The sequence below is a fragment of the Burkholderia sp. AU33545 genome (assembly GCF_020419685.1).
Lineage (GTDB): Bacteria > Pseudomonadota > Gammaproteobacteria > Burkholderiales > Burkholderiaceae > Burkholderia > Burkholderia diffusa.
This window is the reverse complement of record NZ_JAIZRQ010000009.1, coordinates 136,585-161,786: the sequence shown is the minus strand read 5'-3', so window position 1 is coordinate 161,786 and position 25,202 is coordinate 136,585. Positions and strand designations below refer to the sequence as shown.

Annotated in this window: 23 protein-coding genes; 8 read left to right on the top strand and 15 right to left on the bottom strand. The window is 68.4% G+C overall.

Features of this window, described 5'->3' with window-relative positions:
• The first annotated feature begins 86 nt into the window (after positions 1-86).
• From flgA to LGM71_RS27895, 3 genes are all read left to right on the top strand, one after another.
• Positions 87-1,319 carry a flagellar basal body P-ring formation chaperone FlgA gene (gene flgA, locus LGM71_RS27905; RefSeq protein ID WP_124626947.1) on the top strand — a complete coding sequence of 411 codons (1,233 nt, stop codon included), beginning with the start codon at positions 87-89 and terminating at the stop codon, positions 1,317-1,319.
• A gap of 118 nt (positions 1,320-1,437) precedes the next feature.
• Entirely contained in the window at positions 1,438-1,770 is a 333-nt protein-coding gene (flgM, locus tag LGM71_RS27900; protein ID WP_124626948.1) for a flagellar biosynthesis anti-sigma factor FlgM, read from the top strand.
• Positions 1,771-1,855: 85 nt separating this feature from the next.
• The gene (locus LGM71_RS27895) at positions 1,856-2,296 is read left to right on the top strand and encodes a flagella synthesis protein FlgN (protein WP_039317824.1); all 441 of its coding nucleotides are present in this window, start codon (positions 1,856-1,858) and stop codon (positions 2,294-2,296) included.
• Between the two features lie 131 nt (positions 2,297-2,427).
• On the opposite strand, the gene LGM71_RS27890 is transcribed toward LGM71_RS27895, so the two are convergent.
• Entirely contained in the window at positions 2,428-4,278 is a 1,851-nt protein-coding gene (locus tag LGM71_RS27890; RefSeq protein ID WP_124626950.1) for a M24 family metallopeptidase, read from the bottom strand.
• Positions 4,279-4,732: 454 nt separating this feature from the next.
• Between LGM71_RS27890 and LGM71_RS27885 the strand changes: the two genes are divergently transcribed.
• Positions 4,733-5,551, top strand: coding sequence for a helix-turn-helix domain-containing protein (locus tag LGM71_RS27885; RefSeq protein WP_226117613.1), 819 nt, complete (start codon positions 4,733-4,735; stop codon positions 5,549-5,551).
• A gap of 45 nt (positions 5,552-5,596) precedes the next feature.
• Here the strand turns inward: LGM71_RS27885 and LGM71_RS27880 are convergent, their stop codons facing one another.
• From LGM71_RS27880 to LGM71_RS27865, 4 genes are read right to left on the bottom strand one after another with little or no spacing between them, the layout of a single operon-like run.
• Positions 5,597-6,838 carry a multifunctional CCA addition/repair protein gene (locus LGM71_RS27880; protein WP_124902959.1) on the bottom strand — a complete coding sequence of 414 codons (1,242 nt, stop codon included), beginning with the start codon at positions 6,836-6,838 and terminating at the stop codon, positions 5,597-5,599.
• On the bottom strand, positions 6,835-7,482 hold the full coding sequence (locus LGM71_RS27875; protein ID WP_059607377.1) for a glutathione S-transferase family protein: 648 nt from the start codon (positions 7,480-7,482) through the stop codon (positions 6,835-6,837). The genes LGM71_RS27880 and LGM71_RS27875 overlap by 4 nt, the downstream gene beginning before the upstream one ends.
• 54 nt (positions 7,483-7,536) lie before the next feature.
• Complete coding sequence (locus LGM71_RS27870) at positions 7,537-8,496, bottom strand: complex I NDUFA9 subunit family protein (protein WP_124626955.1); 960 nt, start codon at positions 8,494-8,496, stop codon at positions 7,537-7,539.
• Between the two features lie 57 nt (positions 8,497-8,553).
• Complete coding sequence (locus tag LGM71_RS27865; RefSeq protein WP_174909399.1) at positions 8,554-10,506, bottom strand: lytic transglycosylase domain-containing protein; 1,953 nt, start codon at positions 10,504-10,506, stop codon at positions 8,554-8,556.
• Positions 10,507-10,514: 8 nt separating this feature from the next.
• On the opposite strand from LGM71_RS27865, the gene LGM71_RS27860 reads away from it, so the two are divergent.
• Positions 10,515-11,123: a 5-formyltetrahydrofolate cyclo-ligase gene (locus tag LGM71_RS27860; RefSeq protein ID WP_059607382.1), complete on the top strand. Its 609-nt coding sequence runs from the start codon at positions 10,515-10,517 to the stop codon at positions 11,121-11,123.
• Positions 11,124-11,191: 68 nt separating this feature from the next.
• Here the strand turns inward: LGM71_RS27860 and LGM71_RS27855 are convergent, their stop codons facing one another.
• Positions 11,192-11,704, bottom strand: coding sequence for a winged helix DNA-binding protein (locus LGM71_RS27855; protein ID WP_059607383.1), 513 nt, complete (start codon positions 11,702-11,704; stop codon positions 11,192-11,194).
• A gap of 148 nt (positions 11,705-11,852) precedes the next feature.
• Between LGM71_RS27855 and pxpB the strand changes: the two genes are divergently transcribed.
• The 3 genes from pxpB to pxpA are packed head-to-tail and all read left to right on the top strand — an operon-like array spanning position 11,853 to position 14,393.
• Complete coding sequence (gene pxpB / locus LGM71_RS27850; protein WP_059607384.1) at positions 11,853-12,509, top strand: 5-oxoprolinase subunit PxpB; 657 nt, start codon at positions 11,853-11,855, stop codon at positions 12,507-12,509.
• Positions 12,506-13,573, top strand: a complete 1,068-nt coding sequence (locus LGM71_RS27845) for a biotin-dependent carboxyltransferase family protein (protein ID WP_059607386.1) — start codon at positions 12,506-12,508, stop codon at positions 13,571-13,573. Before pxpB ends, LGM71_RS27845 begins: the two co-directional genes overlap by 4 nt.
• A gap of 55 nt (positions 13,574-13,628) precedes the next feature.
• Positions 13,629-14,393: a 5-oxoprolinase subunit PxpA gene (gene pxpA / locus LGM71_RS27840; RefSeq protein ID WP_124626961.1), complete on the top strand. Its 765-nt coding sequence runs from the start codon at positions 13,629-13,631 to the stop codon at positions 14,391-14,393.
• 568 nt (positions 14,394-14,961) lie between these two features.
• Here the strand turns inward: pxpA and LGM71_RS27835 are convergent.
• The 9 genes from LGM71_RS27835 to LGM71_RS27795 form a co-directional block, all read right to left on the bottom strand.
• Positions 14,962-16,107 carry a TraB/GumN family protein gene (locus LGM71_RS27835; protein WP_151049582.1) on the bottom strand — a complete coding sequence of 382 codons (1,146 nt, stop codon included), beginning with the start codon at positions 16,105-16,107 and terminating at the stop codon, positions 14,962-14,964.
• The gene (locus LGM71_RS27830; RefSeq protein WP_124626963.1) at positions 16,100-17,113 is read right to left on the bottom strand and encodes a peptide ABC transporter ATP-binding protein; all 1,014 of its coding nucleotides are present in this window, start codon (positions 17,111-17,113) and stop codon (positions 16,100-16,102) included. The genes LGM71_RS27835 and LGM71_RS27830 overlap by 8 nt, the downstream gene beginning before the upstream one ends.
• Positions 17,110-18,108, bottom strand: coding sequence for an ABC transporter ATP-binding protein (locus LGM71_RS27825; protein ID WP_059607392.1), 999 nt, complete (start codon positions 18,106-18,108; stop codon positions 17,110-17,112). Before LGM71_RS27825 ends, LGM71_RS27830 begins: the two co-directional genes overlap by 4 nt.
• A 2-nt stretch (positions 18,109-18,110) precedes the next feature.
• Positions 18,111-19,028 carry an ABC transporter permease subunit gene (locus LGM71_RS27820; protein WP_226117612.1) on the bottom strand — a complete coding sequence of 306 codons (918 nt, stop codon included), beginning with the start codon at positions 19,026-19,028 and terminating at the stop codon, positions 18,111-18,113.
• Between the two features lie 4 nt (positions 19,029-19,032).
• Positions 19,033-20,043 (bottom strand): ABC transporter permease subunit, encoded by a 1,011-nt coding sequence (locus LGM71_RS27815; RefSeq protein WP_226117611.1) that lies wholly within the window; start codon positions 20,041-20,043, stop codon positions 19,033-19,035.
• Between the two features lie 116 nt (positions 20,044-20,159).
• Positions 20,160-21,788 carry an ABC transporter substrate-binding protein gene (locus tag LGM71_RS27810; protein WP_175815906.1) on the bottom strand — a complete coding sequence of 543 codons (1,629 nt, stop codon included), beginning with the start codon at positions 21,786-21,788 and terminating at the stop codon, positions 20,160-20,162.
• 312 nt (positions 21,789-22,100) lie between these two features.
• Positions 22,101-23,408: an MFS transporter gene (locus LGM71_RS27805; RefSeq protein WP_226117610.1), complete on the bottom strand. Its 1,308-nt coding sequence runs from the start codon at positions 23,406-23,408 to the stop codon at positions 22,101-22,103.
• A 187-nt stretch (positions 23,409-23,595) separates the two neighbouring features.
• Positions 23,596-23,907 carry a high-potential iron-sulfur protein gene (locus LGM71_RS27800; protein WP_059508331.1) on the bottom strand — a complete coding sequence of 104 codons (312 nt, stop codon included), beginning with the start codon at positions 23,905-23,907 and terminating at the stop codon, positions 23,596-23,598.
• Between the two features lie 171 nt (positions 23,908-24,078).
• Positions 24,079-25,188, bottom strand: coding sequence for an NAD(P)/FAD-dependent oxidoreductase (locus tag LGM71_RS27795; protein ID WP_151049577.1), 1,110 nt, complete (start codon positions 25,186-25,188; stop codon positions 24,079-24,081).
• Positions 25,189-25,202 lie beyond the last annotated feature (14 nt).

The window sequence follows — 25,202 nt, the reverse complement described above, 5'->3', positions numbered from 1 at the left end:
CGGCAAAGGCCCCCTCTATTCATCGTTTGCGCGACGGCCCGGCTCCCTAGAATGCGAATCGGATCAACGGCTTCGAGGACACGGCGATGACAGGCGCACTTCGCGGAAACGACGGACGCGGCACGCGCATGGCGCGTGCGTTCGCGCTCGCCGCGGCGCTGTGGCTCGCGGTGCCGCTCGCGCACGCGGACGACGGGATGATCGTGATTCCCGGACGCGGCGAGACGGCCGAGACCGCGCTCGCGCATGCGAACGCGGCGAGCGGCGGGCAGTTCGGCGGGAATGCGGGCACGGCGTCGGGTACGGGCATGGCGATGGCCGGCGGTGCGGGTGGCGCGGGCGGTGGCGCCGGCGTGACCGGCACGGCCTCGGCCGGCTATGCGGCGCCGCCGGCCGGCGCGATGGTCGTGACGAGCGTCCCGCCGCCGGCCGCCGTGCCGGCGCCCGCGCCGCGCCCCGCCTACGCCACCGCGCGCACGAACGCCGGCGATGACGCGCGGCGCGCCGCCGATCCGGGTGCCGTCGCGACCGTCGTCGCCGGCACGGCCGAACCCGCATCGAATCCCGCGCGAGCGGCCATCGCCGCGCGCATGGCGGCGGCCCGGGCCGCTTCAGCCGCGCCGGCCTCGCGCGCGCCGGGCGCTGCCGTGAACCCGGCCCAGGCCACCACCGCGTCCCAGCCGGCCACGCTACCCGGCCAGCAGGACCCCGACACGATCCGGCGCACGGCCCTCGCGTTCCTGCAGCAGCAGGTCGCGGGCCTGCCGGGCAAGACCACCGCGACCGTCGCGGCCGCGTTTCCGCGCGGACTCGCCGCGTGCACGACGCTCGAGGCATTCCTGCCGACCGGTGCGCGCCTGTGGGGCCGCACGACGGTCGGCGTGCGCTGCGCCGGCGAGCGGCCGTGGACCGTCTATCTGCAGGCGAAGGTCGCCGTGCAGGCCACCTATTACGTCGCCGCTCGGCAGATCGCGCCCGGCGAGCCGCTCACCGCGGCCGACCTCGTCGCGCGCGACGGCGACCTGACGGTGCTGCCGCTGGCGGTGATCACCGATCCCGCGCAGGCGGTCGGCGCGATCGCGCTGGCCCGGATCTCGGCCGGGCTGCCGTTGCGCCAGGACATGCTGAAGAGTGCCGCGTCGGTGTCGGCCGGCCAGACGGTGCGGGTCGTCGCGGCCGGCCCCGGCTTCACGATCTCGGCCGATGGCAGCGCGCTCGCGAATGCGGCGCCGGGCCAGTCGGTGCGGGTCAGGATGGCGGCGGGCCAGATCGTCACGGCGATCGTCAAGGACGCCGGGACCGTGGAAATTCCGCTATAGGGACGGATCGCGCCGCAAGATTGTAAAGAATTGTTTATTCGGAGGATTTCGGGCTCACGATGCTAAAGTTCGGGCCGACCCGGCCGTTATCTGGGTCATACCGTACAGGAAACCCATCGTGAAGATCGATTCCACTCCGAACCCGAGCCCACTCGCGTCGACCGGCAACGGCGCGACCCGCGCGCAATCCGGCGCGGCTTCGTCGTCGTCCGCGCAGGCGGCCGACGCAGGATCGACCGGCGGCGACACGACCGTGAACCTGTCGGGTCTGTCCGGCCAGCTGCGTTCGCTGTCGGCCTCCGGCAGCGCCGACATCGACACGGCCCTCGTCCAGTCGATCAAGGACGCGCTGAACAACGGCACGTTGACGATCGACGTGAACAAGATCGCCGACGGCGTACTGAATACCGCCCGCGACCTGCTGCAAAAGCAGCGCCCGCAGGGCAACTGAGCCGGCCCGGGGCCCGTCACGCCCTGACCGGTCCCCTGGTTTGCCGGCATGCGGACACGCGTGCCGGCGCGACGAGCATGACGCGATGAGAGAAGAGCTGCTGGCCACGGTCAACGACGAACACGCGACGGTCGAAGCGTTCGCGTCCCTGCTCGCCTACGAGGAAAAGGCACTGACGACGCCGGAGCCGCTTGAAATGCTGCCCGGCATCGTCGAGAAGAAAAGCGCGCTGATCGACCGGCTCGCGCAGCTCGAGCGCACGCGCGACACGCAGTTGTCCGCGCTCGGCTTTCCGGCCGGCAAGAAAGGGATGGACCAGGCCGCCGAGCGCGATGCCCGCCTCGCCGGCCGCTGGCAGTTGCTGCTGCAGGCCGCCGAACGCGCGCGCCAGGCCAATGCGACCAACGGGATGCTGATCCGGATCCGGATGGACTACAACGAGCGCGCGCTCGCGGTGCTGCGCTCGGCGCCCGCGCCGGCCGGGGTCTATGGCCCGGACGGGCGCGTGTCGGCGCTGATGCGTTGATGCCCCGACTGCACCGACTGCACCGACTTCACCGATTGCCCCGATTCCACTGACGTACCGATCACGCCGGCGCACCGACGCGCCGGCTGCGCATCGCGCGGCCCTGCCGCGGCCGCGCGCACTTCCCCGTCTTAAAGCAGCGGACACGCGGTGACCTGCGTGCCGCGTTCCACGCAAAGCCGTTCGTAGTCGCGCAGGTACGCGCGCTCGTCGTCGTTCAGCAGCTCGACGTCGATCAGGTCCCAGTCGTAGCCGACCGTGACGATGTTCTCGAACGCCACGGTGTCCGATGCTTCGTCGTCCGCGCGCACGATCACGATGTTCTCGATCCGCACACCGCCCTTGCCCGGCAGGTAGATGCCCGGCTCGACCGAAATCACCGCATTCGGCACCAGCCCGTACTGCGCGCCCGGCGCGAACCGCACGCCGCCCTCGTGCACGTGGATCCCGACGCCGTGCCCGGTGCCGTGGCCGAAATCGTAGCCGTGGTCGCGGCACACCTGGCGCACCGTCGCATCGACGTCACCGCCCGTCGCCGCCTTCGGGAAGCGCGTGACGAGCCCCTTGATGCACGCCTTCAGCGCGACCGTGTAGATCTCGCGCTGCCACGGCTGCGCGACCGTCTCCGGCCGCGTGCGACGCAGCACGACGCGCGTGCAGTCCGTCGCGAAACCGGCGTCGTAGTAAGCGCCGCTGTCGAGCAGCACGAGCTCGCCTTCCGTCAGCTCGACGTCGGCGCTCGCCGCCGTGTAGTGCGCGAATGCGCTGTTCGCGCCGTTCGCCGCGATCGACGGGAACGTCAGCGCGACCGCCGAGCGGGCGCCGTACGCGTCGTTGATCGTGCGGGCCAGGTCGTACTCGGTATGGCGCTGCCCCGGCTCGCCGGCCTTCGCCCAGCGCATCGTTTCGGCGATCGCCGCCGAGCTGCGCGCGAACGCGTCGCGGAACCGGTCGAGCACCGCCGGCGTCTTGCCGGCCCGCAGCGCCTCCACCGGGTTGAAATCGGCGTGGCGCGCATGCGGCCACACGCGGCGCACCGACTCGACGAGCGCGCAGTTGACCGATTCGAACCCGTAGCACACGTGGTCGACCGCGAATTGCGCGAGGAAGCGCTCGAGTTCGGCGAAGTCGCGCCGGATCACGTGCAGCGCCGGATACGACGCCAGTTCGACCGGACATCGGTCGCAGCCTTCCGGCAGGAACAGCGCGACCTGCTCGCCGACCGCGAACAGGAAGCCCAGGTGCGACGATGCATTCGGGATGTGATAGCCGCGGCTGTTCAGCAGGTAAGCGAGATCGTCGGACGCGCATGTGAAGAACGCGGTCTTGCCGGGCGCCGCGCCGGTGTGCGCGGCGAGCCGCCGGTTCAGCGCGTCGAGGTTGTCCGCGACGCTCGCGCCGGTCATCGCGTCCGGCAGTTCGAAGATCGGCCGCTCGACCACCCAGCCCGGCAGCGCGATCGCGCGGTCGATTTCGCGCTCGACGAGGCTCGTCCAGTCGAGCGACGCCGCCTGCGTGCGCTCGACCAGCCGGTCGCGCTGCGCGACGCTGATCCGCAGCGCGTCGTAGCCGACCCGCGCGAGCCGGCTCGCGTGCGCGAGCAGCCAGTCGGCCAGCGCCTGCCAGATCGTCACGTTCATCCCGAGCTTTTCGATGCGCACGCGGGCCGGGTCGCACTGCTGTTCGGCCTGCAGGTGATAGCGGCCGTCGACGAACAGCACGAACGGCGGCACGCCGAGCGCCTGCGCGGTCGCCGCGCTCAGGAAAATCCCGCAGCCGGCCGAGCCGTCGAAGCCCGACAGCGCGTAGCGCGGGTTGTTGCGGCGCGGCAGGTATTCGGTGATGTACTCGTCCTGCGACGTGACCACGACCGCGTCGAGCCGGGCGGCGTCGAGCAGTCGCGACAGGCCGGCCTGCGTGTCGGCGACGGACGCGTCGTACGAGGGAAGGCCGGAGAAGCTGTATTTCAGTCGATCGATCATCGGATACCCGTTATTGATTGTTGTCGGCGGCCGGCGGCGTCACGCGCCGGCGCATGCCTGGCGCGGCACGCCGCCCGTGCGGGGACGAAGCGCGGCCCGGCGGGCAGCCGTGCCGCGGTGTCGTTCCATCGACGGATTTTCGGGGAAATTTTTGTCTCACTTAACTTTGTTTGATGCGAGCGACAGAATCTAGAGCACGCTGAAATCGAGGTCAAGCCAAAATTTTCGTAGGGCTAAAATTGCCGGCACCGCGCGCGACGGCGGCGCGGCCCCACGTGGCCCTGCATGACGCGGGGCGCCTGGCGTCCTGGCATCCGGGCGCCGGCGTGCGCGGTACAATGCGCCGGCATCGTCGTCCCGACGGCCGTGCTTCGTGCGATTCGCGGAAAGCCGCATCCCGGCGACGGCACCGCCCCTCCGCTCGCCTTGCGACTCGTTGCCACGAAAGAGATTCATGGATTCAGACATCATGCGTATCGGCCAGCGCATTCGCCGCCTGCGCCGGGAAGCGAAGAAGACGCTGCTGGAAGTCGCGACCGAAGCGAACCTGTCGGTCGGGTTCCTGTCGCAGGTCGAGCGCCACCTCACGGGCATCTCGCTGTCGTCGCTCGTCAACGTCGCGAAGGCGCTGAACGTGCCGCTCGGCACGCTGATCGACCAGCCGCGCCAGGCGCAGCCCGACTCGCACGCGGGACGCCGCGAACCGTACGCGGTCGATGCCGCGTCGCAGTGGTACGAGCGGCTGTCCACCACCTTCGACGGCAGTCAGATCAACGCGCTCAAGGTCCGGATGATGGAGGGCTACCGTTCGGAATGGGTCGCGCATGGCGGCGACGAGTTCGTGTACGTGCTGACCGGCCGGCTTTGCTACACGATCGGCAAGAAGGATTACCCGCTGTCTGCCGGCGACTCGCTGCACTTCGACGCGAGGAAGCGCCACCGCGTCGCGAACGTTGGCGACGGGGCCGCCGAAATGATCGCGGTCGGCACGCTGCCGCTCTTCGACGACAACGGCGCCGAGCTGGGATCCGAGGCGATGAAGATCAGACTGCTCGCACGCGATGCCGGCGCGGCGCCGGGCGAACCGCGCGTGAGCCGCCGCAAACCCGCACCGAAGCGCGAGCGCGACGCGGATTCGATCGCGGCCGCGCCCGTCGACACGCCAGCCCGCCCGGCGGCCAAGCCAGCGGCCGGGAAGCCGCGCGCGGCCGCCGGCAAACGTCCGGCCGCCGCCACCCCGGCCCGCCGCGCCACCGCCCGCACGAAGCAATGACGGCAGGCGGCCGGGCGGCGCACCACGCCACCCGGCGCTTGCGCACTATTCCCCGATCGCCAGTGCCTGCTTGACGGCCTCGATGCGCGCGCGATGCACGGCGTCCTTGATCTGCATCGCATCGTTGGCGAAGCCGCGCGCGATCGCACCCGCGTCGACGCTGCGCGCCGCCACCAGCGCCACGCGCAGCCGCTCGGCCTGCGGATACGGCTGCGTGTCGAGCCCGAGCCGGCCGCGCGCATCCGATTCGCACGCCTGCAGCATCTCGGCGAAGCGCGCGGGCTTGCGCAGCGCGTCGCTGCGCTCGAAGAGCCGCACCAGCGCGGCTGCGCCCATTTCCATCACGCGATGCAGGTTGCCGTGCTCGCGCGCGACCACCAGCGCGAGATCGCGGCACTCGTTCGGCACGCGCAGCCGCTCGCACAACGGCTTGATGAGATCGACGCTGCGGCCTTCGTGGCCGACATGGCGCGGCAGCACGTCGGCGGGCGTCGTCGCCTTGCCGAGGTCATGCGTGAGCGCCGCGAAGCGCACCGGCAGCGAGTAGCCCTGCTTCGCTGCGTAGTCGACGACCATCATCACGTGCACGCCCGTGTCGACTTCCGGGTGGTAGTCCGCGCGCTGCGGCACGCCCCACAGCGCGTCGACCTCGGGCAGGATGCGCGCGAGCGCGCCGCACTCGCGCAGCACCGCGAACATCCGCGACGGCTTCGCCTCCATCAGCCCGCGCGCGATCTCCTGCCACACGCGCTCGGGCACCAGCGCGTCCGCTTCGCCCGCGTCGACCATCCGCCGCATCAGCGCGAGCGTATCGTCCGCGACCGTGAAATCCGCGAAGCGCGCGGCAAAGCGCGCGATCCGCAGGATCCGCACCGGATCCTCGACGAACGCGTCGCCGACGTGTCGGAACACACGTGCACGCAGGTCGGCCTGCCCGTCGAACGGATCGATCACCGGGCCGACCAGCGCGCCCTCCGGGCTCACTTCACGCGCCATCGCGTTGATCGTCAGGTCGCGCCGCGCGAGGTCCTCGTCGAGCGTCACGTCCGGCGCGTAGTAGAACTGGAAGCCGTGATAGCCGGCCGCCGTCTTGCGTTCGGTGCGCGCGAGCGCGTATTCCTCCTGCGTATCCGGATGCAGGAACACGGGGAAATCCTTGCCGACCGGCCGGAAGCCCTGCGCGGCCATCTGCTCGGGCGTCGCGCCCACCACCACGTAGTCGCGGTCCTGCACCGGCACGCCGAGCAATTCGTCGCGGATCGCTCCGCCTACTGCGTAGATGTTCATGGCGTCGGTTCGTATTCGGCGATCACGTGGGTTTCGCGGCGCGCGGCATCGATCCAGCGCTGCACCGCCGGCAGCGCCGTCACGCGCGCGGCATACCCGGCCGCCTCCGGCGACAACTCCGGCGCATACGTGTTGAAACGCATCACGACGGGTGCATACATCGCATCGGCAATCCCGAATTCACCGAACAGGAACGGTCCGCCCGATGCCTCGATGCATGCGCCCCACAGCGCGTCGATGCGCGCGACGTCGGCAAGCGCATCGGGCGTCGCGCCGCGCCCCGGCATCGACGCGCGCACGTTCATCCCCATCTGCGTGCGCAGCGCGGCGAAGCCCGAGTGCATCTCGGCCGAGATGCAGCGCGCATGTACGCGATCGAGCGGATCGGCCGGCCACATCGGGAACTGCGGATAGCGCTCGGCGAGCGTCTCGGCGATCGCGAGCGAATCCCAGATCGCGACGCCGTGGTCGTCGATCAGGCACGGCACCTTGCCGGTCGGCGAATACTCGCGGATACGCGCGGCCGTATCGTCGCGGCGCAGCTCGATGGCGATCTCGTCGAACGGGATGCCGAAATGCGCGAGCAGCAGCCACGGCCGCATCGACCACGACGAGTAATTCTTGTCTCCAATGATGAGTTTCATGGCGAGGTTCCGAAAAGCGCGAAAGTGAATGACGGAAGCGACGGCCCGCGACGCCTAGCGGCGCGAGCGGAACCAGTCGAAGCGGGAGCGCCGCGCGGCATGGCCGAGATACGCGGGCGCGATGCTCTCGAGACTCGCGGGCGCGATCCCGAGTTCGGGCGCGAGCGGCCCGGACAGCACGTTCGGCACCGACATCGACGCGAGATTGTCGCGCGTGATCACCGGCTCACCGGGCAGGCATTCGAACACGCTCGCCTGCAGCCGCGCGAGCGCGTCGGGCAGGCGCACGATGCGTGCCTGACGGCCGACCAGCGTGCCGCAATAGCGCACCAGTTGCTCGAGCGTGTAGACGGTCGGGCCGCCGAGTTCGTAGGTCTTGCCGTGCGCGGCCGCGAGATCGAGCGTGTTGACGAACGCGCGCACGACGTCGCCGACGAACACCGGCTGGAAGCGCGCGTCGGGCATCGCGAGCGGCAGCACCGGCAGCGTGCGCTGCAGGTTCGCGAACGTGTTCAGGAACGCGTCGCCGGGGCCGAACACGACCGACGGGCGGAAGATCGTCAGCGCGAGCGAATCGGTCGCCGCGACCGCATGCAGCGCGGCCTCGCCGTCGCCCTTCGAGCGCTGGTACATGCTCGGGCCGTGCGAATCGGCGCCGAGCGCGCTCATGTGCAGCACGCGCCGCACGCCGACTTCGACGCACGCGGCGGCCAGCGCGGCCGGCAGCGCGACGTGCGCGCGCTCGAACCCGGGCCCGTACGGCGTGCCGCGGCCGCCGTGCAGCACGCCGACGAGGTTGACGGCCGCATGCGCGCCGGCAACGAACCGCGCCAGCGTGCGCGTATCGAGATCGTCGAGCTCGACGATCTCGACCGGCAGCATCTGCAGGTGGCGTGCATGCTCGCGCCGCCGCGTGCCGATCCGCACCTGCTTGCCGGCGTCGATCAGCGCATTGACGAGCCGGCTGCCGATGAAGCCGGTGCCACCCAACAGCGCGACGGTCTGACGATCCATGATGGTGACCTCAAAAGCACACTGCCGCGTCTCGCGCGGCAGTGTGAAGATGGCGGATCAGGGCGAGATCATGCCTAGGCGTTTCTTCAACGACTGCGGTTTGCCCTCGAAGAGCGCCGCGTAGTAAACGGTATTCGACAGCACGTTCTTCACGTAGTCGCGCGTCTCGTTGAATGGAATCGTCTCCGCGAAGATCGCGCCTTCGACCGGCTGCGTCAACACCTGGCGCCACTGGCGCGGCCGGCCCGGGCCCGCGTTGTAGCCGGCCGTCGCCAGCACCGGCGAGCTGTCGAAGTTGTTGTAGATGTCCGACAGGTACCAGGTGCCGAGCTGGATGTTCGTATTGATGTCATGCATCTGCGCACGCGTGATCGCGCCCATCCCGAGCTTCTTCGCGACGATCTGCGCGGTGGCCGGCATCAACTGCATCAGCCCGCCCGCGCCGACCGACGAACGCGCGTTCGTGATGAAGCGCGATTCCTGGCGGATCAGCCCGTACGCCCATTCGACGTCGAGGCCGGTCGACTGCGCGTAGCGCTCGACGATGTCGCGGTACGGCGACGGGTAGCGCAGCGTGAAATCGTGCTCGGCCTTCGTGCGGTCGGCCGTGTTGACCGTGCGGTCGAGCAGGTCGATACGCTTGCCGTATTCGGCGGCCGCGAGCAGCTGGCGATCGGTCATCCCGCGCAGCGGCCAGTTCCATTCGCGGTTGCCTTCGAGGCGCAGGTTCAGCCCATAGAAGCGTTGCGCGAGCGCGAAGCCCGGGATCTTGCTCATCGCGTCGACGTCGGCGTCGCTCACCTTCGTGCGCGGCGGGATCGACGTGCGCTGGCCGAGCTCCTCGCCGGCGAGCTGTCCGTAGAAGTTGAACTGGCCCGCGACCTGCTCGAATTCCTGGTTCGCCTGCAGCGTGTCGCCGCTCTGCTTGAGCGCGCGTGCATGCCAGTAGATCCACGCCGGATCGCTGCGCAGCGACGGCGGCATCTGTTCGATCGACCAGCGCACCATCGGCCAGTTGCCGGCGAGCAACGCGGCGCGCGTGCGCCATTCGTAACCCGGGTTCGACAGCGGCGCGTTCGCGGATTTCGCATACCAGACCGATGCGAGCGCCGAGCGCTTGATCGCCCCCTGGTAGCCGATCGCACCCCATGCGATCGCCTGCTCCTGCTTCGTCAGCGAGCCGGCGATCGACGTCAGCATTCCCGCCGCGGCGTCCGGGTCGTTGCGCGCCATGCGGCCGAGCGCGATCAGCGCGAGCTGGTGCGATGCCGCGTCGGGGCCGACGCCGCGCGCGAGGTACAGCGGCGGCGCGCTGGTTGCCTGGTCGAAGCCGACCGGCCGCGGCCCGAGCGCGTCGACGATCTTCCCGCCGAGTGTCGTGTAGTTCTGCTCGTACGCGAGGCGTGCCTGCAGCCACACGTCGTCGCTCGTGAACTGCTGGTTGACGGTAAGCGCCGTAATCAGGTCGACACAGGCGTCGCCGTAGTATTTCGGCTCGACGAGCAGCGCGCGCGCCGCCTCGGCGACGTTCTCGCCGCGCGCCGCGCGCGATTCGAGCGCGTAGCACTTGACCTGCGTGTCGTCGTCGAGCACGAAGCGCTTGTACTGGTCGTCGAAGCTGCGCCAGTCGTGGCGCGCGCCGAGCACGAGCAGGTAGTCGTTGCGCAGGCGGTCGGCGATTGCCTGGCCGTCGTAGCGCTGCAGGAACGACTGCACGGGGGCGTCGGGAGCGTCGACACGTGCGCGGCCCGTCGAATCGAACAGTTGCGGCTTGATCTGGAAATACTCGACGTAGGACGGGACCGGATAGTTCGGAATCATCGCCGCGAGCTGCGCGGCCTTCGCGGCGTCGTTGCGGCGCGCGGCTTCGCGCAGCTGCACGAAGATCTGGTCGTCCCCGGCGAGCGTGTCGTCGTTCGGTGCGGCGCACGCGGCCGTGCCGGCGACGAGCGCGGCGGCCGAAAGCGCGAACGCGACCGCGCGATATACTCGGAAAAGGCTGTTCGACATCGTTTTGAATGGAGCACGAAGTGAGCGAAAGCATAGCATGCAACCCTGTGCCGAACCCGAAGGTTGCACTGCGCAAAGCGCTGTCCGGCGCGCGTCGCGACGCCGCGTCGCAGCCCGCCGCGAATGCCGCGCTCGACGCGCGGCTGCGCCTGTTGCTCGAACGGCTCGCACCGCGCACGGTCGGCTTCTACTGGCCCCTGCCGGGCGAATTCGACGCACGCGACGCGGTGCTCGCGTGGTCCGCGGCAGGCTCAGGTCGCCGCGCCGCGCTGCCGGTGATCGGCGAGAAGCACACGCCGCTCGCGTTCCATGCGTGGGATGCGCACACGCCGATGCGCGAAGGGCATCACCGGATTCCGGAGCCGGCGTCCGGGGTCGTCGTCGTGCCCGATCTGTTGCTGATTCCGTGTGTGGGATTCGATCTGCAGCGCTACCGGCTCGGCTATGGCGGCGGCTATTACGACCGCACGCTCGCGGTGTGGCCGGGCGAGACGCTGCCGGTGACGGTCGGCATTGCGTATGAAGCGTGCCGCGTGGATGCGCTGCCGGCCGAAGCGCACGATCTCGCGATGCGCTGGATCGTGACCGACGGCGCGCTTTACCCGGCCGCCGGATGACGGGGCGCGCGACGCGGCGTCTGCGGCATGCCGCGCGTCACCGCGTCGACCGTCCTGTCCGCAATCGTTTACAGCGACGCCGCCGCGCGCGCGGCGGTGTCGTAGAGGCCCGATGCGTGGCGCAGCAGCTGCGCCGCGTCGCCGATCTGCTCGTTGGTGAGGCCGCTGTCCTTCAGCGTCTCGATCAGGCAATGCTCGCGCACCTCCCGATACTTCATGCACAGCTCGCGGCCCGCGTCGGTCGCGAAGAAGAACACTTCCTTGCCGCTCTTCTCGCTTTTCACATAGCCGCGCGCGATCAGTTTTTTCAGCGCATAGGTCGCGACGTGCGTATCCTCGATATTGAGCACGAAGCAGATGTCGGCGAGCTTCTTCTTGCGTTCGCGATGGCTGACGTGATGCAGCAGCGACACCTCGACCGCCGTCATGTCCTTCGCACCCGCGGCCGACATGCAGCGCACCATCCAGCGGTTGAAGGCATTGCCGGCCATGATGAGCCCGTATTCGAGTTCCGACAGCTCCGCGCTCGAATCGGAAACGAGGTGTTCGGATGACACGATCTTGGTCGGGGGACGCTTCATGGAAAGGCGGCGCAAGCAGGATGTCAGGGTGTGCCGAGTGTACGTCAGAAGCCCGGGTATACGGGCTAGGCGAAAACGCTTATTGGTAAGTTATCGATATGTTATTGACAATGTGCGCTAACATTGCCGTCCGAACCGTGCCAGTCCGATGACGCAACCCCGCATTTATCCGCTCGGCGATGCCGCCCTCGTCTGCGAGGTGCCGCCGCCCGCCACGCTCGATTGCCAGCGCCGCGTCTGGGCCGTCGCCGAGATCGCGCGCGCATGGCCCGACGTGATCGACGTCGTGCCGGGCATGAACAACCTGACGATCGTGTTCGACGCGCTCGCCGCGACGGCCGAGTCGCTCACGCCCGCGCTGCGCGACGCATGGGAAACCGCCGACGTCGAGCATGCGGACGGCCGCGAGATCGAGATCCCGGTCGAATACGGCGGTGCGGCCGGCCCCGACCTGGCGGCCGTCGCCGCGCATACCGGGCTGCCGGCCGACGAAGTCGTCGCGCGACACGCAGCCGGCGAATACGTCGTGTTCTTCGTCGGCTTCCAGCCGGGCTTCGCCTATCTCGGCGGCCTCGATGCGTCGCTGCACACGCCGCGCCGCGCGGCGCCGCGCCTGGAAGTGCCGGCCGGCTCGGTCGGCATCGGCGGTGCGCAGACGGGCATCTACCCGGCCACGTCGCCCGGCGGCTGGCAGCTGATCGGCCGCACGTCGCACGTGCTGTTCGACCCGGTGCGGCCGCAGCCGACGCTGCTGCTGCCCGGCGACCGCGTGCGCTTCACCATTGCCGGAGTCGACCCGACATGAGCCAGAACACCGCACCGGGCACGATCGAGGTGGTCCGCGCCGGCCCGCTGTCGACCGTGCAGGATCTCGGCCGCCGCGGCATGCGCCATCTCGGCGTTGCGCAGGGCGGCGCGCTCGACGGCCTCGCGCTCGAAGTCGGCAACCGGCTGGTCGGCAATCGCCCCGACGCGGCGGCCGTCGAAATCACGATCGGCCCGGCCGCGTTCCGCTTCACGCGCGCGACGCGCATCGCGATCACCGGCACCGAATTCGGCGCGACGCTCGACGGCAAGCCCGTGTATTCGTGGTGGAGCCTGCCGGTCGACGCCGGGCAGACGCTCGTGCTGCCGGCCGCGAAACGCGGGATGCGCGGCTACCTGTGCATCGCGGGCGGCATCGACGTGCTGCCGATGCTCGGCTCGCGCAGCACCGATCTCGCATCGCGCTTCGGCGGCCTCGGCGGCCGCGCGCTGCGCGATGGCGATCGGCTTCCGGTCGGGGTGCCGCCGGCCGGCGCCGGCTGCCTCGCAGCCGATGCGCCCGAATTCGGCGTGAAGGCGCCTGCGTGGTGCGCGTTCGTGCGCGTCGACGAACCGCCGCGCCGCCACCGGCCCGCGCATGCGCCGTGGGCGATGCCCGTGCGCGTGCTGCCGGGCCCCGACTACGCGTCGTTCGCGGCCGATTCGCAGCAGGCGTTCTGGGACGAGGAATGGCTCGTCACCGCGAACAGCAACCGGATGGGCTATCGTCTCGCCGGCGCCGAGCTGGTGCGCGAGCGGCCGGTCGAGCTGCTGTCGCATGCGGTGCTGCCCGGCACGATCCAGGTGCCGCCGAACGGCCAGCCGATCGTGCTGATGCACGACGCGCAGACCACCGGCGGCTATCCGAAGATCGGCACGGTGATCCGCGCGGATCTCTGGAAACTCGCGCAGGCGCGGCTCAACCTGCCGATCCGCTTCGTGCGCACGACACCCGACGCCGCGCGCGCCGCCCTGACCGCGGAACGCGCCTATCTCCGGCAGATCGACGTCGCGATCGAGATGCGCGAGGAAACCCGCCGCCGCGTTCAATCGCGCGCGGCGTGACAATGGCGGAAGCAGGACGAAGGACGCGCCACGCCATCAGTGGACGAGGAACATCATGGAAATCGATCTGAATGCCGATCTCGGCGAAGGATGCGGATCGGACGAGGCGCTGCTCGACCTCGTCACGTCGGCGAACATCGCGTGCGGCTGGCATGCAGGCGGCGCCAATGCGATGCGCGACTGCGTGCGCTGGGCCGTGCAGAAAGGCGTGTCGATCGGCGCGCACCCGAGCTTTCACGACCCGGAGAATTTCGGCCGCAAGGAGATGCAACTGCCGGCCGGCGACATCTACGCCGGCGTGCTGTACCAGCTCGGCGCGCTGTCGGCGATCGCACAGGCCGAGGGCGGCCGCATCGCGCACGTGAAGCCGCACGGCGCGCTGTACAACCAGGCCGCGCGCGACCCGATGATCGCCGACGCGGTGGTGTCCGCGATCCACGACTTCGATCCGTCGCTTGCCGTGTTCGGGCTGGCGAACAGCGTGTTCGTCGCGGCCGCGCGGCATGCGGGGCTCGCCGCGGTGGAGGAAGTGTTCGCCGATCGCGGCTACCGCGCGGACGGCTCGCTCGTGCCGCGCAGCCAGCCCGGCGCGCTGATCGATGACGAGGAAGCGGTGCTCGCGCGCACGCTCGACATGGTGCGCGATCGGCAGGTGCAGTCGGTGAGCGGCGAGTGGGTGCCGCTCAATGCGCAGACCGTCTGCCTGCACGGCGACGGCCCGCATGCGCTCGCGTTCGCGAAGCGGATCCGCGCGGCGCTCGAAGCGGCCGGTATCGATGTCGTCGCCCCGGGCGCGCTGGAGGCCGACGAAGGCGCCTGACCCGCGCGCAAGCCGCGCTGCCCCAGATGAAAAACCGCCGCACCAAAGAAAAAAGCGCCCTCGTGGCGCTTTTCTGTTGGCGCAATCGCCGCGGACTTCGCCGTCTGTCGATTCGCCCCCCGAAACCGTCTTTCGACGGTGACCGGAAAAATGCTCCGGAATAAAAAAACGTCCGCCGCCACCCGATTGCTGCTTCCCCCGGTCGGACGACGGAACGTCGCTTATCCGCAAGTCTGTCGCATGCATTTGTTGTACCGACGATGTTTGGCCCCGCCGTGCATGCAGACACTACGCGGCCGGCACGACATCACGTGCCGGCTACGCTAACCCCGCGCATTGTTTTCTGCTACCCCGTAGAACTTTTTCTATTCTTTTCATTTTTTCAACTTGTGGGATGAAGAATAGAGATCGGCAGAACCGGATGTCAATCGTTTTAAACGCTATTTTCTGAGGATTCAAGGGTTTTCCTTATCGAATCGAGCGGCGGCACGGGCACCCGCCGGCACCTCGCAGCGCGTGCGTGTCGTCGATCAAGCAGGGGAGGATCGGTGCACGGCGCCCGGCGCGATCAGTTCGCGTCGACCTGATACCCTTGCTGGCGCAACAATTCGAGCACCCCGCGCGGGCCGCCCAGATGCAGCGCGCCGATGGCGACGAATACCGGCCGGTTCGGCGCGGCGATTGCCGTCATCCGTGCAACGAAGCGCCGGTTGCGTTCGTACAGGATCTTGTTGTCGATCGACGCCGACAGCGCCTTCGAACGGGCCAGCCGCTCGCTCTTCGCGACCGCCCACGCCGAGATCGCATCGGCGTCGCCAATTTGCCACAGCCGGTGCAGCGCCTTGATGTCGTCGGCGTTCTGCGCCGGCGTCTGCACCATGTCCTGCGCGAGCATCTCGCGCTGCTCGGCGAGCGTCAGCCCGGTGAACGCACGCATCTGCTCGGCGAGCGTCTCGAGCCCGATCACGCGGCCGCCCTTCTTCTTCAGGAACACGTTCTGCAGTTGCGCCTCGGTGCCGTACTCGGTCTGCAGGCCGGCCGACAGCGAGTCGTAGGTTTCGACGACCAGCGCCGCGAGCCACGGCCGCATCTTGCGGATCTCGGCAAGCGCCGCCGGATTACCGCGCAGGCGCCCCGCGAGGCGCTGCCACAGCGGATCGGGCAACAGGCGCTGCAGGCACGGGTAGCGGCACACGCCGTACTTCGACACGTCGTCCTGCGATTCGAGCAGATCGTCCGGCGACAGCTCGAGCGCGAGCGTCGGCGACGCCGCGAGCGCCCCGAGGATGCGCGGCCGGAACGGCTGCGCGGGCGGATAGTCGGACGGGTCGCCCGTATGCAGCGTGCCGAGCACGTACAGCGTGACCCTGCCCTTGGTCGCAACGTAGAACGGCATGCGCGCGGGCTGCACGCGCACGGTGCCGCGCGACACCGTGCCGTCCGACACGGCGGGCGCGTGGAAGCCCGGCAGGCTCATGCCGGGCGGCGGGACTTGCGACGGATGGATCGGTGAAGTGGCCGGCGCGCGCCCTTCGGCGCGCGCGGATTCGACGGGAACAGCAACGCTGGCCGCCACGCACGCGCCGGCCAGCGCCGCGCCCGTAACGGTACGCACGCTCCAGCGCCGCGCGTAGCGGTACGCGCGCATCACGCGCGCGCTGCTTGCCCCCGCACGGCGCACGCCGGACGCGCGCGCCGCCAACGCTTCAGGCATTCGCCTCCCCTACCTCCTCGGCCCGATGGCAGGCTACACGCCGGCCGTCCACTTCGCGCAGTTGCGGCTCCTCGACGCGGCAGCGCTCGACCGCGTACGGGCAGCGCTGGTGGAACGCGCAGCCCGACGGCGGATTGAGCGGCGACGGCAGCTCGCCCTGCAGCTTGATCTGCACGCGGCGGTCTTCCTCGAAGATCGCCGGCGTCGCCGACATCAGCGCGCGCGTGTACGGATGGCGCGGCCGCGCGTAGATCGTCGCCTTGTCGCCGAGCTCGGCGACGCTGCCGAAGTACATCACCATCACGTCGTCGGCGACGTGCTCGACCACCGACAGGTTGTGCGAGATGAACACGTAGCTCGTCTTGAACTGCTCCTGCAGATCCATGAACAGGTTCAGGATCTGCGCCTGGATCGACACGTCGAGCGCGGACACCGGCTCGTCGGCGACGACGATCCGCGGATCGAGGATCATCGCGCGCGCGATCGCGACCCGCTGGCGCTGGCCGCCCGAGAACATGTGCGGATAGCGCTTCGCGTGCTCGGGCCGCAGGCCGACCGTGCGCATGATCTGCGCGATGCGCGACGCGCGCTCGGCGGCCGTCAGGTTCGCGTTGATCTCGAGCGGCTCGGAAAGCGTCTGCTCGACGGTCTTGCGCGGGTTCAGCGATGCGAACGGGTTCTGGAACACCATCTGCACGCGGCGGCGCAGCTCGGCGACCCGGTGGCGGTCGGCGCCCGCGACGTCCTTGCCGTCGATCGACAGATGGCCGGACGTCGGCGTCTCGATCATTGTCAGCTGCCGCGCGAGCGTCGACTTCCCGCAACCGGATTCGCCGACGACGGCGAGCGTCTTGCCGCGCTTGAGCGAAAACGACACACCGTTGAGCGCCTTCACCGTGCCCTGGCCGAACATGCCGCGCTTCACCGTGTAGTGCTTCGCGAGCTGGTCGGCGACCAGCACGACGTCGTCATCGTGCGGCGCACGCGTTTCGTGGACTGCATTCATCGTGCGCCTCCCGTCAGGTCGAGGTTGGAAACATTAAGTGGCTTGATGCAGCGCGCACGCATCGCGTCGTTGGCCGGCACCAATGTGTCGAGCGCCGGCCGCGCCTTGCGGCAGTCGTCGACGACGTATTTGCAGCGCGGCGCGAACAGGCACCCGGACGGGCGATCATCGCGGCCCGGCACCATGCCCGGCAATGCGGCAAGGCGACGCGCCCCCTGATTGTGCTCGGGAATCGCCGCGAGCAGCGCTTCGGTGTACGGATGATGCGGCGCACGGAAGATGTCCGGCACGCGATTGGTCTCGATGACCTCGCCCGCATACATCACCGCGACGCGCTGCGCGACCTCCGACACCACGGCCAGATCGTGCGAGATCAGCACGAGCGCCATCCCGCGCTCCTTCTGCAGCTTCACGAGCAGGTCCATGATTTGCGCCTGGATCGTCACGTCGAGCGCGGTGGTCGGCTCGTCGGCGATCAGCAGCTTCGGGTTGCACGCCACCGCCATCGCGATCATCACGCGCTGGTTCATCCCGCCCGACATCTGGTGCGGGAACGCCGTGATGCGGTTCTTCGCATCGGGAATGCCGACCTGGTCGAGCAGTTCGAGCGCGCGCCGATGCAGCGCGTCGCCGCGCAGGCCCTCGTGCAGCTTCAGCACTTCCTTGATCTGGTAGCCGACCGTGTAGCTCGGATTCAGGCTCGACAGCGCGTCCTGGAACACCATCGCGATGTCCTTGCCGACGATCTTGCGGCGCGCCTTCGGCGACGCCTTCAGCAGATCGACACCGTTGAACGTGACTTCATCCGCCGTCACCTTGCCCGGCGCGTCGATCAGGCCCATCAGCGCCATCATCGTCACGCTCTTGCCCGAGCCCGATTCGCCGACGACGCCCACCACCTCGCCCGGCGCGATCGACAGGTTGATCCGGTCGACGGCGGGCAGGCCGTTGAAGTTCACCGCGAGATTGCGGATGGTCAGAAGATCTTGGCTCATGTTCACGCCATCCGTTTCAGTTTGGGATCGAGCGCGTCGCGCAGCCCGTCGCCGAGCAGGTTGATCGCGAGCACCGAAATCAGGATCGACAGGCCCGGCATCGTCACGATCCACCATGCGTTGTCGATGTAGTCGCGCGCAGAGGCCAGCATCGCGCCCCACTCGGCGGTCGGCGGCTGCACGCCGAGGCCGAGGAAGCCGAGCGCGGCCGCGTCGAGGATCGCCGACGAGAAGCCGAGCGTCGCCTGCACGATCAGCGGCGCCGTGCAGTTCGGCAGCACCTGCGAGAACATCAGGCGCAGCGTGCCGGCACCGGCCACGCGCGACGCCGTCACGTACTCCTTCTGCAACTCGCCGAGCGCCGACGCGCGCGTCAGGCGCACATAGGCCGGCAGCGCGACGATCGCGATCGCGAACATCGTGTTGGTGAGGCCCGGGCCGATGATCGCGACGACCGCGACCGCGAGCAGCAGCGACGGCAGCGCGAGCAGCACGTCCATGATGCGCATCACGGGCGTGTCGGCCCACTTCTGGAAGAACGCGGCGACCAGCCCGAGCACGATGCCGGGGATCAGCGCGAGCACGACCGACACGAAGCCGATCCAGAACGACATCCGCGCGCCGAACATCAGGCGCGAAAGAATGTCGCGGCCCGCTTCGTCGGTGCCGAGGATGAACTGCCAGTTGCCGCCCGCGAGCCATGCGGGCGGGATCTTCACGTAGTCGCGGTATTGCTCGACCGGGCTGTGCGGCGCGATCAGCGGCGCGAACAGCGCGACCAGGATCAGCACGAGCACGACGATGCCGGCGCCGACGGCGCCGCGGTTGCGCGAGAAGTTGGCCCAGAACTCGCGCAGCGCGAGCGCACGGCCGCCGGCCGGCGCGGATTCGCTCGGCAGGGTGTTTTGCAGATTGCTCATGGAATTACCTCGTGTGGCGGATGCGCGGATTCAGCACGCCGTACAGCAGGTCGACGACCAGGTTCACGACGATCACGAGCGTCGCGATCAGCAGGATGCCGCCCTGGACGACCGGATAGTCGCGGCGGCCGATCGCATCGATCAGCCACTTGCCGACACCGGGCCACGAAAAGAGCGTCTCGGTCAGCACGGCGCCCGCGAGCAGCGTGCCGATCTGCAGGCCGATCACGGTGACGACCGGGATCAGCGCATTGCGCAGCGCATGCACGACGACCACGCGCGCGGGCGACAGCCCCTTCGCGCGTGCGGTGCGGATGTAGTCCTCGCGCAGCACTTCGAGCATCGACGAGCGCGTCATCCGCGCGATCACCGCGAGCGGGATCGTGCCGAGCACGATCGCGGGCAGGATCAGGTGGCTGACCGCCGACCTGAACGAGCCTTCATCCGGCGCGAGCAGCGCATCGATCAGCATGAAGCCCGTCGGATGCGGGAAGTCGTATTCGACGGCGATGCGCCCCGACACGGGCGTCCAGCCGAGATACGACGAAAACACCATGATGAGGATCAGCCCCCACCAGAAGATCGGCATCGAGTAGCCGGTGAGCGCGGTGCCCATCACGCCGTGGTCGACGACGGAGCCGCGTCGCAGCGCGGCGATCACGCCGGCCGGCAGCCCGACCACGAGCGCGAACACGAGTGCGCACAGCGACAGCTCGACGGTCGCCGGAAAGCGCGCGAAGAATTCGCCCGCGACGCTGGTGTTGGTGATGATCGACGTGCCGAGGTCGCCATGCAGCGCCCGGCCGATGTAGTGGATGTACTGCAGGGGCAGCGGCTGGTCGAGCCCGAGGCGTTTCATCGCCTCCGCATGCATCGCGGGATCGACGCCGCGCTCGCCCATCATCACTTCGATGGGGTCGCCCGGTATCAGGTGAATCAGCGCAAACGCCAGGATGGTGATGCCGATGAAGGTCGGGATCACCATCCCCACGCGGCGCAACACGAATGTGAACATGATGCGTCTCGTATTTTCTTGTGGGAAATGTGCGACCGGCGACGGGAAGCTTTTGGCCTCCCGCCGCCGGATGAATTACCGGTCTCGGTCTTCGGGGACAGCTTACGCCGGTCGTATTACTTCACGCCGACACCGTCGAAGCGTGCGTAGCCGAGCGGCTCGATGCGCATGTCGACCACGTTCTTGCGTACCGGCTGGTAGACCGTCGAGTTCGCGATCGGCGAGAACGGCAGCTGCTGCGCGAAGATCTGCTGGGCCTGCGTGTAGATCTTCGTGCGCGCGTCCTGGCCCGTCGTCGTGCGGCCCTTCTGGACCAGCTCGTCGAACGGCTTGTAGCACCAGTGGGAGAAGTTGTTGCCCTTGATCGCCTCGCAGCCGAGCAGCGTGCCGAGCCAGTTGTCGGGGTCGCCGTTGTCGCCCGTCCAGCCGATCAGCATCGTGTCCTGCTCGCCCGTGTGTGCGCGCTTGATGTACTCGCCCCACTCGTACGTGACGATCTTCGCCTTCACGCCGATCTTCGCCCAGTCGGCCTGGATCATCTCTGCCATCAGGCGGGCGTTCGGGTTGTACGCGCGCTGCACCGGCATCGCCCACAGCGTGATCTCGAAACCGTTCGGATAGCCTGCCTTCGTGAGCAGCGCCTTCGCCTTCGCGGTGTCGTTCGGCGCCATCTTCAGGTTCTTGTCGTACGACCATTGGGTCGGCGGCATCGGTGCGGTCGCGGCCTGGCCAGCGCCCTGGTACACGGACTCGAGGATCGCCTTCTTGTTGATCGCCATGTCGAGTGCCTGACGCACTTCGAGCTTGTCGACCGGCTTGTGCTCGACGTTGTACGCCAGGTAGCCGAGGTTGAAGCCCGGCTGCGACGGCATGTCGATGCCCGAGTCGGCCTTCAGCGTCGCGATGTCGGCCGGACGCGGATAGCTCATCACCTGGCATTCGTTGCGCTTGATCTTCTGCACGCGCACGCCCGGGTCGGGCGTGATCGAGAAGATCAGCTTCGAAATCTTCACCGCGCCCTTCTTCCAGTAATCAGGATTGCCGTCGAAACGGATCGTCGCGTCCTTCGTGTAGCTGCGGAAGATGAACGGGCCCGTGCCGACCGGCTTCTGGTTGATGTCGGCGGCCTTGCCTGCCTTCATCAACTGATCGCCGTATTCGGCCGACAGGATCGACGCGAATTCCATCGCCATGTTCTGGATGAACGGCGCGTTCGGCTCGGCCAGCGTGAACTTTACGGTGTACGGATCGACCTTCTCGACCTTCGTGATGAGCTTGTCGAGGCCCATGTCGGTGAAGTACGGGAACGACACCGGGTAGGCCTTGCGGAACGCCTGGTTCGGATCGAGCATGCGTTCGAACGAGAACACGACGTCGTCCGCGTTGAATTCACGCGTCGGCTTGAAGAAGTCGGTCGTGTGGAACTTCACGCCATGGCGCAGGTGGAACGTGTACACCTTGCCGTCGGACGATACGTCCCACTTCTCGGCGAGGCCCGGCTCGACCTTGGTGCCGCCGCGCTCGAATTCGACGAGGCGGTTGTAGACGGTGAATGTGGCGGCGGTGAAATCGACGCCGGTCGTGAATTGCGCGGAATCGAAACCCGCCGGGCTGCCTTCTGAGCAGTAGACGAGCGTTTTGTTCGGGATCTGTGCGAATGCAGAACCCGCGACGCCGAGCGATGCCGCTGCCACGCCTGCAATGGCGGTAACACGCAGGGTGTGCAACAGACGGTTGTATTCCATGTTTCCTCCAGGTCTCCAGATCGGAACCGGTCCCCCCAGGGGCCGGGTACGCGGATATTACTTGAGCTAGCGATTTTGCAACAAGCTGGAGAAAAAACTCTTCTAGACGCATTCACGCGGGTTTTTGCGGATGTCTCGCGCACGCGAAAAGTGCGTCCGCGCGCACGGGCGACGAATTCGTTCATCCCGCGCGTGTTTCCTTCGACAACTAAACAATTCGTTCGCGGACGCGAACGATCGTTGCACCGATTTCGGGGCCGAGGTCCGCATCGTTGCGGATTTCGAAACGATGATCGCGCTGCAGTGCAGCCGTCAGGCCGGCGCGTCGAGATCCGCGCTGCGCGCGGGCACGAACGCGACCGCGACGATCGACAGCGCGAGCCCGGCCATCACATAGTAGGTCGGCGCCAGCGGCGAACCCGTCGCCTTGATCAGCCACGTGACGATGAACTGCCCGAAACCGCCGAACAGCATCACCGCGACGTTGTACGCGATCGACAGCCCCGTCGAGCGCACGTTGGCCGGGAACAGCTCGGCGATCATCGCGCCGAACGGCCCGTAGTAGCCGGCGAGCGTCACCGACAGCACGGCCTGCACCGCGATCAGCCGCCCGATGCTCGGCGCCGCGTCGAGCCACGCGAACAACGGATACATCAGCGCGAGCGTCAGCACGAGCGACCACAGCGACAGACCCTTGCGGCCGATGCGATCCGACCACGCGCCCGCGACCGGCGACAGCACCATCAACAGCAGGTTGCCGACGATCACCGCATAGAACGATTCCGCGTACGGCAGCTTCAGCTGCTTCACCGCGAAGGTCGGCAGATAGCTGATCAGCACGTAGATCGTCACCGTCAGCGCGATCACCGAGCCGAGCCCGCACAGCACCTCGCGCGGGTGGCGCGTGAACACTTCGCCGAGCGTCGCGCGGCGTGCGCTTTGCTGCGCATGCAGGAACGCTTCGGAATCCGCGAGATGGCGGCGGATGTAGAAGCCGATCGGGCCGATCACGAGCCCGAGGATGAACGGCACGCGCCAGCCCCAGTTGCGCAGCGCATCGGGCGACAGCCCGCGCGTGACGGCCGCGCCGACCAGCGCGCCGATCAGCAGCGCGGCCGCCTGGCTCGCCATCTGCCAGCTACCGTAGAAACCGCGCTTCGAGAACGGCGCGGCTTCGATCAAGAGCGCGGTCGCGCTGCCGAATTCGCCGCCCGCCGAGAAGCCCTGCAGCAGGCGGCCAAGCACGATCAGGAGCGGGCCGCCGATGCCGATCGCCGCATAGGGCGGTGCGATCGCGAGCAGGAAGATGCCGGCCGTCATCAGCAGGATCACGAGCGACAGCGCGGCCTTGCGGCCCGCGCGGTCGGCGTACAGGCCGAACACGATGCCGCCGATCGGACGCATGAAGAACGCCACGCCGAACGTCGCGGTGGTCAGCAGCAGCGACGAGTATTCGCTGGTCGTCGGGAAGAACAGCTCGGCGATCACGACCGTCATGAAGCCGAACACCGTGAAGTCGTACCACTCGAGCGCGTTGCCGATCACGGCCGCCACGACCGCGCGCCGGTTCAGCGCACGCTCGGGCCGGATCGTTTTCGTTGAATTCGCAATCGTCGCCATGCGTGCCTCATCCTCGTGAATTCGCCGTGTCGGGCGACGCGGAGCAGTCTGCCGCGGCGCGCTGGTTTGCAGCGAGTGTAGAAAGCGACGGAACCGTTTTCAAGCAATAAAAACGCCCGCCATCTTTCGACGGCGGGCGTTTTGCGGTTTTCGCCACATTGCGGCATCGCACGATGCCGCACGGGCCTCAACCCATCTTCGTGAATGCGCTGCACCAGCCCTTCGCCGACACCTGCTTGCCGGGGAAGGCGCCGCACGGGCCCGAAGCCGAACCCTTCTTGCCCTGGTACAGCATGCAGGCCGCGCAATCCTGGCCCGCCGCGTATTTCGGATACTTCGCCTTGTCGACCTTCGTGGCATCGGCCTTGTAGCCGAGTGCCACCGCGGCCGGATCGGTTTCCGACAGCATCGGCGCATCGGCCAGCGCTTCACGCGAAAGCGCCAGCGCGGACACGGCACCAATGCTCGTAATCAGGAAACTCCGACGGGATGTTTTCATGGGGGACTCGCTCCAACGTTATCGGTTTGAAAGCTGTTCTGGCGACAGCCGTTCGACAGAATAACGCTCAAGCGAATGAATGTGCGCGCCGAAATGCCGGAGATAAGGGATTTCACACGGGAGCTCACACGGAATTCACACGGCTGGTCCGCACGAAGACGGGCGCGTGCGTCACCCATGCGACGTCATGTCGCCGACGCGCTGCGCGAGCGCGAGCGACGCGGTCAGCCCCGGCGACTCGATGCCGAACAGGTTCACGAGCCCGCGCACGCCGTGCTGCGCCGCGCCCTGCACGATGAAGTCGGCCGGCGGCTCGCCGGGCCCCGCGAGCTTCGGCCGGATCCCCGCGTAGGCCGGCTGCAGCGCATCGTCGGGTAGCCCTGGCCAATATGTGCGGATCGACGCGTAGAACGCCGGCGCGCGCGCCGGATCGACTTCGTAGCGCAACGCATCGACCCACTCGACGTCCGGGCCGAAACGGGCCTGCCCGGCCAGGTCGAGCGTAAGATGCACGCCGAGCCCGGCGCGGTCGGGCATCGGATAGACGAGGTGCGAGAACGGCGCGCGCCCGGACAGGCTGAAGTAGTTGCCGCGCGCGAGATAGAGCGGCGGCACCCAGCGCGGGTCGAGCCCGCGCGTGCGGCGCGCGAGCGCCTGCGCGCCGAGGCCCGCGCTGTTGATCACGCACGCGGCCTCGATTTCGGTCGGCGCGTCGCCGCCGGTACGCACCACGAAGCGGCCGCCGCGCAGCACGTCGATCGATTCGACCGGGGATTTCACCGCGCACATCGCGCCGTCGCGCTCGGCGTCGCCGAGCAGCGCCAGCATCAGCTGGTGACTGTCCACGATACCGGTGCTCGGCGAGAACAGCGCCTCCGCGCATTCGAGCGCGGGCTCGAGCGTCTGCGCCTCGGCACGCGTGAGCGGCATCAGGTCGAGCACGCCGTTTTCCGCCGCGCGCGCGGCGATCGCCTTCAACTGCTTCACTTGCGCGGCGCTCGTCGCGACGAGCAGCTTGCCCACGCGCCGGTGCGGCACGTGGCGTGTCTCGCAGAACTCGTACAACAGGTCGCGCCCGTGCACGCACGACAGCGCCTTCAGCGAACCGCGCGGGTAATAGAGCCCCGCATGAATCACCTCGCTGTTGCGCGAGCTCGTGCCCGTGCCGATCGCGTCGGCCGCCTCGAGCACGATGGTTTCGCGCCCGCGCGCGGCCAGTTCCCGCGCAATCGCAAGGCCGACGACACCCGCGCCGATCACCACACAGTCCATCTGCTCCATGGCGTTTCGCGCCG